The sequence below is a fragment of the Clostridium cylindrosporum DSM 605 genome, assembly GCF_001047375.1.
Taxonomy (GTDB): Bacteria; Bacillota; Clostridia; order Clostridiales; family Caloramatoraceae; genus Clostridium_AB; species Clostridium_AB cylindrosporum.
This window is the reverse complement of record NZ_LFVU01000001.1, coordinates 91715-104069: the sequence shown is the minus strand read 5'-3', so window position 1 is coordinate 104069 and position 12355 is coordinate 91715. Positions and strand designations below refer to the sequence as shown.

The window sequence follows — 12355 nt, the reverse complement described above, 5'->3', positions numbered from 1 at the left end:
ATTATAGAAGTTTTATTGTAATTAAGGGAGATATTTTGATGCTTAAGATTATCAGTGAATGTTTAGTTTTAGTTGGAGGTATATATGCTTTGTACTTTTCATATTCGATAGGTAAGGATGATGTGGTTAGAAAAGCTAAGGGTACTATGGATAGTCAAAAGTCTAGGGATTATGTTAAAGCTATTAAACGAGGAATGCTCAGTAGCGGGATAGCTTCTATCTGTCTTAGCTTGGTCTTTATAGTTAGTGATTATGTGTCCATAACTATATCTACATCGCTTATAGTTTGTTTTACTCTAATAATATTATATTCAGCTTATAGTCTAATTAAGAAAACATATAAGTTATTTTAAATATGAGTAATAAATCTTTTAAACATTAAGTTGATTTAGCTAACCCCTACATTATTGCAAGAACTCAACTTTACATCAAAATATTTTCATTTCCGTAATACAATATCAGTTGAATTAGCTTAAAATACCTATAATAATTAAATTAGACTATACAATAGGAGATGTTAGCATGAATATAAAAAAGGTTAATTTAGTTTATTTTAGTCCAACAGGAAACACTAGAAAAACAGTAAAGGCAATAGCTAGTGGTATTGGAATTGAAACAATTGAATATGACTTAACAAGGAAAGAGTCAAGGGAGCAGAGTCTTTTCTTTGAAAGTGATGAGCTTGTTATTGTAGGTTCTCCAGTATACGCAGGTAGAATACCTAATATAGAAGGGGATTTGTTTAGGGCACTTAAGGGAGAGAATACACCTGTAGTTTTAGTTGTTAACTATGGAAATAGAGAGTATGAGGATTCTTTATTAGAACTTAAAAATATTCTTAAAGAAAAGGGATTTGTTCCTTTAGCAGCAGGGGCATTTATAGGTGAGCATTCATATTCAAGAAGGATTGCTACTAATAGGCCAGATACAGTAGATTTAGAAAAGGCCATAGAGTTTGGTAAGTGCATAAGAAATAAGATAGAAGGTAAAGACTTTCTAAAGGGGGACATAAAGGTTAGCGGTAATTATCCATATAAAGAGGGGATAGGGTTTATGCCCTTTGCACCTATGGCAAATGATAAGTGTACAAGCTGCGGGAAATGTATAGGGGTATGTCCAACAAATGCAATATCAAAGAAAAATCCTAAAGAAACAGATATTGAAAAATGCATTAAGTGTTTTGCATGTATAAGAAGTTGCCCTGTAAGTGCAAAAAGTATAGAGGTACCTGCATTTAAGGAGAAGATTGAATTTATAGAAGGTATCTGTTTGGCTAGAAGAAAAGAGATAGAAACAATTATTTAAGTTAATACTTACTTAAGATATAGGAGGTTCTATGAAAGAATTATTCATTTATTATATTGCTGTTATTAACATGATTAGCTTTTTAGCAATGTTTATTGATAAGAGAAAGTCTATAAAGCATAAGTGGAGAATTAGTGAGGCAAAGCTTATACTTTTATCTATTATAGGTGGTAGTATAGGTTCAATACTAGGTATGTACATGTTTAGGCATAAAACAAAGCATATAAAGTTTACTTTAGGTGTTCCTATAATAATTATAGTGCAGTTAATACTTTTGTATTTGTTTATTAAGTAATTGAAACCTTTAAAAAATTGCTTTAATATATTCATTAGAGTATTTTAATGGGATGGGAGAATAATTATGGGAAAGATACTAAACTTTTTAAAAGATTTTAAATGGCTGATTATATTCTTTATAGTTTTACAAATTATTATATTGGTAGTTGTTCCAAGGTATGTAATTCCTTTTAGAGTAAATGGAGAGTCAATGCATGATACACTTCAAAACAATGATTTTATGATAGGAAGAAAATATGTATTTGATACCCCAGATTATGAAGATATCATTGTATTTCAAGCTCCTAATAAAGAGTTTTACATAAAAAGAGTCATAGGAATACCAGGGGATACTATATCAATAAAAAATAATGTGGTATATAGAAATAGAAAAGCAATAACTGAAAACTATATTAAAAAGCCTCAGGAGACTATCGAGGTAAATGAGGTAAAACTTCCAGCTAATAAGTATTTTGTTATGGGAGATAATAGGGATAATAGTGAAGATAGTAGATATACTGAAGTTGGATTAGTTGATATAAATAAAATTAAATCTAAAGTATATATGAGATTAAAACCAAGTATAAAGTTTGGTTATTAGAAAAGGGGCGAGTGCCTCTTTTTTGTTTTATTTTATAATTTACATGTTTATGTTAAAATTAATTTTATAGTTACTAAAAAAGAAGGTGAAAATAGTGATAATAAGAACGAATAGTGTAGAGGAAACAATAGAACTTGGAGAAAAAATAGGCTTAAGCCTTAAAGTGGGAGATGTTGTTACATTAAATGGGGACCTTGGTGCAGGAAAAACTCACTTTACTAAAGGGATAGCAAAGGGTTTAGATGTTGATGATTATGTAACAAGTCCTACATTTACTATAGTTAATGAATATAGTGGTAGAATTCCTCTTTATCACTTTGATGTATATAGAATAGAAGATATTTATGAAATGTATGAAATAGGTTTTGAAGAATACCTTTATGGCCAAGGTGTGTGTATTATTGAGTGGTCAGAGGTTGTAAAAGAGCTTTTACCTAAGAATACAATAGATATTGTAATTAAGAGAATTGATGAAAATACACGTGATATAGAAATAAAATCAGACAGAGAATTTTGTATTAAGTAGGAGGAAACATGAGAGTTATCGCGATAGAAACATCAAGTACTGTAGCCTCTGTTGCTATAGTAAATGATGAAAAAATAGAATCAGAAATTTTTATTAATAATAAGCTTCAGCATTCAACCATTCTTTTTCCTATGATTGAAAGTATATTATCTACTCTTTCAATTAATATGGACTCCATAGATGGAGTTGTAGTGTCAGGGGGACCTGGTTCATTTACTGGACTTAGAATTGGAGTAGCTACAGCTAAGGGATTGGTTCAAGGAAGTGAAAGAAAGTTTATAGGGGTTTCTAGCCTTGATTCACTTGCATACCAAAATGGAAGTTTCAATGGGCTTATGTGCCCAATAGTTGATGCGCTACATGACAATGTTTATACATCACTTTACAAGGTAGGAAAAAATGATGTTGATAGAATAACAGATTATGATGCACTTCATATTGATGAATTAATAGAAAGTCTTAGAGAATATGAAGAAAGAATTATTTTTATAGGGGATGCGGTATCCCTTCATAGAGAAAAGATAGAGTCTATTATTGGTAGTAGAGCAGAGTTTTCTCTAACTATGAATAATAGCCCAAGGGCAGCAACACTAGGGTTAATCGGAATAGAAAGACTATCTAAGGGAATTGAAGATAGTATATATTCATTTGGACCAGTATATATTAGAAAGTCACAGGCAGAAAGGGAATATGAGAAAAAACATGGTAAGGAGTAGATAACACTTGGAGCAGTACACTATAGAAACAATGACAGTTAATGATATTGATGATGTTGTAGAAATAGAAGCCTTAAGTTTTACAACTCCATGGAGTAAAAATGCATTTAACCTAGAACTTACAAATAATAAAAATGCACTTTATAGGGTGATAAAAGTGCATGATAAGGTTATTGCATATGGGGGAATGTGGATACTATTTGATGAGGCTCATATTACTAATATTGCAGTTCATCCTGAATATAGAGGGGCTGGTTTTGGGAATATTATAATGAAGGACATGATTGAAGTTTGTAAAGGCGCAAAAATGTCTGCTATGACTCTAGAGGTTAGGGTAAGTAATACTCCAGCGATAAACCTTTATAAGAAGTTTGGATTTGTTTCAGTTGCAACTAGAAAGGGCTATTATCAAGATACAGGTGAGGATGCCCTTATAATGTGGAATTATGAATTGTAATTTTTATAATGTTATTTTATATGTAAAGAAATTGGCCCTACCTCTATTGCATAGAGATAGGGCCAACTATATACAATGAAACTTTAAATTATTCCTCAATAAATTTAATTAATTCCCTATTAAATTTTTCCTGTTGATCATAAAATAATCCATGTCCACTAAATTCAAAGGGAATAAGTTTAGAGTGTTTAATTGCTTTTTTCTGTGCTTCCGCTAATTGAAAACGACATACTTTATCGTGTATACCGTGAAGTATTAAAGTTGGAATTTGTATTTTTTCAAGATCAGAGAATAATTTTTCATCCTCTATCCAAGTTCTTGCAACTGAGGCAGTTGCCCAGCTTGCAGCCTTAAGTCCTAATGAGAAGAACCAATCTGAAAATGGTTTAGTTATGTGTTTGAAGAAAAACATATCTCCAAAATCACTTAACATCTTAGGACGGTCACTATAGGTTTCACTAATTATGTTATCTACAGCTTCCCTTGGAAGCCCATATGGAAAATATGGACGCTTAATTAAGCTTGGAGCCGCAGCAGCACAAAGAACAAGTTTTGATACTCCTTGTCCATACTTTGCAATGTATCTAATAGCTATACTACCTCCCGTAGAGTGACCTAGGAGAGTAACATCCTTTAGTCTAAGGGCTTCTATAACAGCTCTTACGTCATTTGATAAGGTATCATAGTCATATCCTGTAAAAGGTTTATCTGACCTACCAAAGCCTCTCATATCAATACCTATACATCTAAAGCCTTTCTCAGGAAGCTTATTAAATTGATATTCAAATAATTCACTACTTCCTGGCCAACCATGTAAAAATACTATTGTTTTATTGCATAAGGGATTCAAATCTTCTACATAAACCTTTACATTAGATTCTACTTTAACATAGTATCCCAATGATATACCTCCAAAAATTTCTTTTTTACTAGTTTATTCTTATCAAAGATTTATATAACTTAGATTTAAACAAGAATTATCTATAAAGGCATAAGGCTATAGAATAATAGAGATAAGAGGGAAGGGCATAGAAAGATGGGGGATCTTTCTATGCCCTAGGGGGGATAAAACTATGGGAAGCTGTTTCATTAATAAGTTTACCCCGTTTACAGGATTATATACATTTTAAATAAAAAGTTTTTAGAATCTATTAGGAAAAAGGGGAGGGCATGGAAAAGGGGAAACTTTCCATGCCCTGAGGGGGATAAAACTATGCGAAACTGTTTCATTAATAAGTATACCCAGCATTTAGAGCTATATACATAACTTAATATAAAAAATTAATTAAAGGCCAATCTAGTTTTATATAAGTTTAAATCTAGGTTGGTACTTTGTTTTTCTAAAAGGATTAATATGTTAATGTAAGAATTTGTACTTTACATTATAATTATATGTAAAGATAATGTTATACCTATATGGATTTATGGAGGGTATTATGAGTTTAAGATTTGTTTTCGGTAGGTCAGGCCACGGTAAAAGTACCTACTGTTTTAATGAAATAAAAAAAGGTATAGAGAAAAAGGAAGGTAACAGGTTTATACTACTTGTTCCTGAATACTTAACTTTTAGTAGTGAAAATACGCTTTTACATACAGTGAGTAGGGATGAGGATTTTAGAGGTGAGGTTTTAAGTTTTAGAACACTTGGCAATAGAATTTTCACTGAGGTTGGGGGACTTTCACATAGGCATATTAATTCAAGTGGAAGAAGCATGCTTATTTTTAATATATTATCATCCCTTTCTGATTCTCTTAAGGTTTTCTCAAAGTCATCTGCAAAAATGGGCTTTATACCTGATATATCAAATATATTAAAGGAATTTAAAAGATTTGATATTGAAAGTAGTGAGATAGAGGATGTAGCATCGAGTATTAATAGCGAGACTTTAAAGGGAAAGCTTCAAGATATTTCAAAGATCCTAGATGAGTTTAATGAAAGGCTTCATGGAGGATATGTTGATGAGGAGGATGAAATTCAACTTCTAGCTAGAAAGATTCCAGAAAGCAGTTATCTAAGTGGTGCTGAAGTTTTTGTTGATGGATTTGAAGGGATGAATCCTATTCAGTTAAAAGTGCTAGAAGAAATTATAAAAAAGGCTAAAAGAGTTACAGTAACCATTACAAGTGACGGTTTATCAAGGTCTAGTACTAACTGGGACCTGTTTACAAGTGGTAAGGATTTTGAGGAAAACCTACTTAGGATAGCAGCAAATAATGGGGTTTCCTACGAAAAGCCTATAAATCTTAACGACGCTAATTATGCCAATAGGTTTTCTGATAGCACAGAACTTGCTCACCTTGAAAAGTATGCATTTAAGTTTCCCTTTGTAAGATATAAGGATGAAACAAAGGATATAGAGGTTTTTACAGCATCAAACCTTTATAGTGAAGTGAAGAGTGCAGCTAAAAGCATTGTTAAAATGGTTCGTGAAAATGGATATAGGTATAGGGACATTGTAGTAGCCACGAGAAATATGGATAGGTATGAGTCCTTAATTGATGGGATCTTCTCTGATTATAATATTCCGCTTTATATAGATAAGAAAAAGGTAGCAACTGAGAATCCTATAGTTGTACTTCTTCTTTCAGCATTAGAGGTTCAAAGGCGAAGATGGAGTTATGAGGGAGTATTTACATATCTAAAGTCAGGACTTATAGATATTGATGGAGAGGATATTAATTTACTTGAAAACTATGTTGTTGAAAACGGAATTAAAGGTAAAAGGTGGTTTAAGCCATTTGAAACATATTCAAGTATAAGAATAGATAATACTGATAATGAAAGAGAGAATGAGCTTTTAGAGAGGATAAATCTTACTAGAGAGAAGGTTATAACTCCACTAAATAATTTTCATAATAGCCTTAAGAATAGTAAAACAGTTAGAGATATGTGTAGAACAGTTTATGATTTCCTATTATCAATTGGAGTAGATAGTAAGATATCAAGTATGATTGATGAGTTTAATAATTTAGGAGATATTTTACTTTCTAGAGAATATTCTCAGGTTTTTGATATCCTTATAGACATACTAGATCAAACAGTGGAGATAATGGGTGATGATTCTATGAAGGTTTCAGAATTTGTAGAGCTTTTATCTGTTGGATTTAGTGAATGCTGCATAGCTTCTGTGCCATCTGTAATTGATAGTGTACGTGTAGCTAATGTTGATAGAATGAGAAATCAAAGTGCCAAGGTTTTATTTATTCTTGGAGTTAATGATGGAGTTTTTCCAGCACCTATTGTTGATGAGGGAATTATAAATGATATTGAAAGAAGTGAGATTAAACTCGCAGGACTTAAAATGGATTTAGATACTCGTGAAAAGTCATTTAATGAGCAGTTTCTAATATATTCTGCACTAACTTCAGCAAGTGAAAAATTAAGGCTAAGTTACCCAATTTCAGATCACGAGGGAAAAACCCTTAGACAATCAATTATAATCCATAGAGTTAAAAAGGTGTTCCCAAGGATAAAACAAGAAAGTGATTTAATAGATCTAAAGGATGATGATATAGAAAACATTACATCAATAAGTCCTACATTTAATTCACTAGTACTAAAAATAAGAAAGTACAATGATACAGGATATATTGATCCTTTATGGCTAGATGTTTTTAGATGGTTCAAAAGAAATGAGGATTATTCAGATAAGATTAATAGCATTTTGGAAGGACTTTTATATACTAATCAAGTTAAGAAAGTTCCAAGGGATAAGATAAGGCAGCTTTATAGTGGTAATAGATTTAGTGTATCACAACTAGAAACCTACTCAAAATGTCCATACTCCTACTTTGTTAAATATGGGTTAAAGGCTAAAGAAAGGAGAGAATATGGATTTAAGGCACTTGAAATAGGTAACTTTATGCATAGGGTATTAGAAGATTTTTCAGGTGTTATAAAAAAGGAAGCTGAGGATATAAGGGAAATTGAAAAAGATTGGATACAAGAAGCTGTAGGAGTTATAGTTGATAATATGTTAGAGGCACTTCCGCAGTATGTACTTAACTCATCTGCAAGGTATAAGTTTTTGTCTATTCGCCTAAAAAGGCTTATAGTAAATGCTATTTGGGTTATTACTGAGCATATTAAAGCTGGGGAGTTTGAAGCGGTAGGATATGAAGAGGGGTTTGGGCCACATGATAGGTTTCCTCCTATTGTTATTGAACTTGAAGATGGAGAAGTAGTTGAACTAGTTGGTAAAATAGATAGATTAGATGAAGCAACAATAGATGGAAGTAAATATATTAGAATAGTTGACTATAAGTCATCTAAACGAAAGGTTAGTCTATCAGATATATATTATGGACTTCAAATGCAGCTATTAGTGTATTTAGATGCAATTTTAGAAAGCTATGAGAAGAAAGATACTCCTGTAGCTCCTGGAGGTATATTCTACTTCAAGTTAGATGAACCTCTTCTTAGTACTGATGGGAATATAACACCTAAGGAGGCACAGGAAAAAATGCTTGAGGAGTTTAGAATGGAGGGGCTTTTACTTAAGGATATGAATCTAGCCCTTGCAATGGATAGCTCGCTTACATCAAAGTCGAAAATAGTCCCTGTAAGTATAAAAAAGGATGGAGAGTTTTCTGCTACTTCAAATGCAGTATCACTTGAGGACTTTAATATACTTAGAAGTTATGTAAAGGGACTCATAAGTAAATTATGTTCTAGGATGCTAAGTGGAGAAATCGAAATAAACCCATATAAGGACAAGGATGAGTCGCCTTGTGAGTGGTGTGAATACTCACCAATTTGTCAGTTTGATATAAGCTTTAAGGATAATTCCTATAACATAACTAAGAGTATAAGTAAGGAAGCAGCTTTAGATAAGATTAAGGAGGAGGTAGAGATGGATGGGAAGTAAATGGACAGATGAACAGCTTTTAGCTATAGAAACTAGGGATTCTAACCTTTTAGTTGCAGCGGCTGCTGGAAGTGGTAAGACAACGGTTTTAGTTGAGAGAATAATAAGAAGAATAACAGATAAGGATGATCCGTGTGATATAGATTCACTTTTAGTTGTTACATTTACTAACGCTGCAGCATCTGAAATGAAGGAGAGAATAGGGGATGCAATAGGAAAAAGAATAGAGATAGAACCTGAAAATCACTTTCTTCAAAGACAGCTAGTCCTTCTTAATAAAGCAAATATAACTACAATTCACTCCTTTTGTCTAAATATAATTAGGAATAACATTCATCTTATAGACCTTGACCCTGGATTTAGAGTTGGAGATACTACTGAAGTTGAACTTCTAAAAAAGGAAGCTGTAGAGGAAACCTTAGATTATTTCTATGAAGAGGGAAGCCTTGAATTTCTAAATCTAGTTGAAAGCTATGCCTCAGGTAAGGGAGACAATAAGATAGAGGAGATAATAGATAGGGTGTATAGATTTTCTGTATCATCTCCATTCCCTAAGAAGTGGCTTAATGACAAGCTAAATATGCTTGAAATAGATAGTGATTTTGATTTTTCTTCATCACAGTGGGGAGAAATTATAATTAAAGATATAAAAAGAACATATAAATCCTACCTAGATGAGGCAAGGGAAATACTTAAACTTCTAGAGATAGAAGGATTTCCAGAGAAATATATTAGTGTATTTAATGATATGGTTAATATATGTCTTGAAGTATTATCTAGTGAAGCTACTGGTGATATGGCTTCGATACTTGGAGAGGTTAAACTTCCAGCTTTAAGTGGTAAGTGTCCAGTTGAGTATGTTAAAGTAGCTGCATCTGAATTTAAAAAGGAATTTACAGCTGGTATTAAAAAGACCATTGGAGTTTTATCTAAGGATGAAAACTCTATAAGGGAGGAGATTAATAATAGCTTCCCTTTAATGAGAAGTTTAGTAGCCATAGTTTCAAGATTTATGGATGTATTCTCAGAGAAAAAGAGAGAAAGAGCTATTATTGACTTTAATGATATAGAGCACTTTGCACTAAACATATTAACTGTATATGAGGATGGAAAAGTTATAGCATCTAAGGCTGCACATGAATATAGAGATAGGTTTACTGAGATTCTAGTTGATGAATATCAAGACAGTAACTATGTTCAAGAATATATATTAAGTACTATATCAAGGGAGAATCCTGGTAACAGATTCATGGTTGGTGACGTTAAGCAAAGTATATATAGATTCCGTCAAGCAAAACCTGAGATATTTCTAGATAAGTATAATAGATATCTAGAGTGTACAGGTGAAGAATGTGAAGGTAGTTTAAGTGGGAAGAAAATACTCCTATATAAGAACTTTAGAAGTAGAGATGAGGTTCTAAGTGGGGTTAACTATATATTCGAGAGAATAATGACTGAGGATGTTGGGGAGCTTTCATATACAGAAAAGGAAAGGCTTAATGTAGGAGCTGATTATGAAGACTTTGAAATAGAGGGATTTGAGGCAGGAGGAAAGATTGAACTAAGTCTTATAGAGGACATTAAGGATGAAACTGAGGAGGATGATGTAGATAAGACTACACTTGAAGCAAAGTATGTAGCACAGAAGATAAAATCCATGGTAGACACAGAGAATCCATTTAAGGTTCTTAAGAAAAATAATGAGACAGGTAAGAGGGAATATGTAAATGCCAGGTTCAAGGATTTTGTAATACTTCTTCGTAGCACCAAGAATACTGCAGAGATATTTGAAGAGGAGTTAACCTTAGCTGGGGTGCCATGTTTTTCAGATACTGGAGGTGGATATTTTGAAACTGTAGAGATAAAAACAATAATATCACTACTTAAAGTGATAGATAATCCATTTCAAGATATTCCACTACTTGCTATTTTAAAATCACCTATATTCTCATTTACTCCTGAGGACATGATAGATTTAAGACTTGCAGAGAAGGGATACTTCTATGAATGCTTAAAATCATTATCCATAAATGAAAGTGATATAGGATTAAAGTGTAGAAATGTACTTGCAAAAATAGACAGGTGGAAGTTAAAGGGGAAAAATACTCCTATAGATGAATTCCTATGGTATTTATATGAGGATACAGGATACTACTCTTATCTTGGAGTGCTACCAAAGGCTCACCAAAGGCAAGCTAACCTAAGAGTTTTATTTGAAAGAGCTAGAGAGTTTATGGCTACAAGCTTTAAGGGAATATTTAGCTTTGTTAACTTTATAGATAAATTAAGGATAAGTAGCGGAGATATGTCAGGTGCAAAGACACTTAGTGAAAATGAAGATGTTGTTAGAATTATGAGTATACACAAAAGTAAGGGACTAGAATTTCCTGTTTGTATATGCTCAGGATTTGGGAAAAAGTTCAACCAACAGGACTTTAGAGAAAGTGTACTTCTTCATCAGGATTTAGGTTTTGGACCGGATATAGTAGACCTTTCTAAAAGAATAAAATACAAAAGTACTATAAAAGAAGCAATAAAAACAAAGCTTCAAATAGAGTTAAAGTCTGAGGAGATGAGAATACTCTATGTTGCATTTACAAGGGCTAAGGAGAAGCTAATAATAACAGGAACAGTTAAAAAAATAGATGATAAGATAAATGCTTGGAGTAGTCTTAAAGAAGGTGAAGGTTTAAGTGAGGCTAAGGTACTATCTTCATCAAGTTACCTAGACCTTTTAGCACCTATTGTTTTATCAAATGAACATACTTGTAACTTCCCATTTAAGGTTAATGTTATAAGAAAGGGAGAGGTTATATTAAAGGATAAAGAGGTTTTAGAAGTAGGAGAGGTGGTAACATCATCCCTTCAAAGTCTAAGCCCAGATTATGAAACAGAAAAGATAGATGAGATTAATAAAAGACTTAGCTTTAAGTATACCTACGAATACTTGTCTAAGGTGCCATCTAAGCTATCTGTTACAGAGGCTAAAAGAATAATTAATGCAGTAGATGAAGATGCCTTAAACCTTACTCAAAGCTATGTATTAAAGACTCCTAATTTCCTAAAGGATGAAAAGAGAATAACTTCAGCTGAAAGGGGAACTCTTATGCATTTTATGATGCAAAAGGTAGACCTAAATGAGGAGGTTACACTAGATTCATTAAAGGCAAGACTAGAAAAGTTAGTTAAAGAAGAGTTTATAACTAGGGAGGAGGGAGAAAATATATACCTAAAGGGTGTATATAAGTTCTTTAAAAGTAGTTTAGGTAGAAGAATGATAGCAGCTAAGAGGGTCCTTCGTGAAGTGCCATTTCATATAGAAGTTCCAGTAGGATATGTATATGAAGAATATTCTGCTTCAGATGAAAGTATTGCTATTCAGGGTATTATAGATTGCTTTTTTGAAGAAGAGGATGGAATAGTTCTTATAGATTACAAAACAGACTATGTAACAGAAGAAAATATAGATGAAATATATGAAAGATACAGGGTCCAAATAAGTCTTTATAGCTTAGCTATTGAAAAGCTTACAGGGAAAAAGGTAAAGGAAAAGTACATTTATCTTCTAGGAAAGGGTATAGAGTTAAAGTACAGTTAAAGGAGTTG

The 12355-nt window shown here is 32.4% G+C and carries 10 protein-coding genes; 9 read left to right on the top strand and 1 reads right to left on the bottom strand.

Annotation, left to right across the window (positions count from 1 at the left end; translation table 11 throughout):
* Positions 1 to 38: 38 nt before the first annotated feature.
* From CLCY_RS00450 to rimI, 7 genes are all read left to right on the top strand, one after another.
* A complete protein-coding gene (locus tag CLCY_RS00450; RefSeq protein ID WP_048569167.1) occupies positions 39 to 353 on the top strand; it encodes a hypothetical protein in 315 nt (104 codons plus the stop codon).
* A gap of 169 nt (positions 354 to 522) precedes the next feature.
* Positions 523 to 1305, top strand: coding sequence for an EFR1 family ferrodoxin (locus CLCY_RS00445; RefSeq protein WP_048569166.1), 783 nt, complete (start codon positions 523 to 525; stop codon positions 1303 to 1305).
* Positions 1306 to 1336: 31 nt separating this feature from the next.
* Positions 1337 to 1600, top strand: a complete 264-nt coding sequence (locus CLCY_RS00440; RefSeq protein ID WP_048569165.1) for a DUF1294 domain-containing protein — start codon at positions 1337 to 1339, stop codon at positions 1598 to 1600.
* 66 nt (positions 1601 to 1666) lie between these two features.
* On the top strand, positions 1667 to 2182 hold the full coding sequence (lepB, locus tag CLCY_RS00435; protein ID WP_048569164.1) for a signal peptidase I: 516 nt from the start codon (positions 1667 to 1669) through the stop codon (positions 2180 to 2182).
* Positions 2183 to 2276: 94 nt separating this feature from the next.
* Positions 2277 to 2708, top strand: coding sequence for a tRNA (adenosine(37)-N6)-threonylcarbamoyltransferase complex ATPase subunit type 1 TsaE (gene tsaE, locus CLCY_RS00430; protein ID WP_048569163.1), 432 nt, complete (start codon positions 2277 to 2279; stop codon positions 2706 to 2708).
* An 8-nt stretch (positions 2709 to 2716) separates the two neighbouring features.
* On the top strand, positions 2717 to 3424 hold the full coding sequence (gene tsaB / locus CLCY_RS00425; RefSeq protein WP_048569162.1) for a tRNA (adenosine(37)-N6)-threonylcarbamoyltransferase complex dimerization subunit type 1 TsaB: 708 nt from the start codon (positions 2717 to 2719) through the stop codon (positions 3422 to 3424).
* A gap of 7 nt (positions 3425 to 3431) precedes the next feature.
* On the top strand, positions 3432 to 3881 hold the full coding sequence (gene rimI / locus CLCY_RS00420) for a ribosomal protein S18-alanine N-acetyltransferase (RefSeq protein WP_423230482.1): 450 nt from the start codon (positions 3432 to 3434) through the stop codon (positions 3879 to 3881).
* 88 nt (positions 3882 to 3969) lie between these two features.
* On the opposite strand, the gene CLCY_RS00415 is transcribed toward rimI, so the two are convergent.
* Positions 3970 to 4782, bottom strand: coding sequence for an alpha/beta fold hydrolase (locus CLCY_RS00415; protein WP_048569161.1), 813 nt, complete (start codon positions 4780 to 4782; stop codon positions 3970 to 3972).
* Positions 4783 to 5317: 535 nt separating this feature from the next.
* Here CLCY_RS00415 and addB point away from each other — a divergent pair.
* Positions 5318 to 8749: a helicase-exonuclease AddAB subunit AddB gene (gene addB / locus CLCY_RS00410; RefSeq protein ID WP_048569160.1), complete on the top strand. Its 3432-nt coding sequence runs from the start codon at positions 5318 to 5320 to the stop codon at positions 8747 to 8749.
* Positions 8739 to 12347 (top strand): helicase-exonuclease AddAB subunit AddA, encoded by a 3609-nt coding sequence (gene addA / locus CLCY_RS00405; RefSeq protein WP_048569159.1) that lies wholly within the window; start codon positions 8739 to 8741, stop codon positions 12345 to 12347. The genes addB and addA overlap by 11 nt, the downstream gene beginning before the upstream one ends.
* The last annotated feature ends 8 nt before the right edge of the window (positions 12348 to 12355 follow it).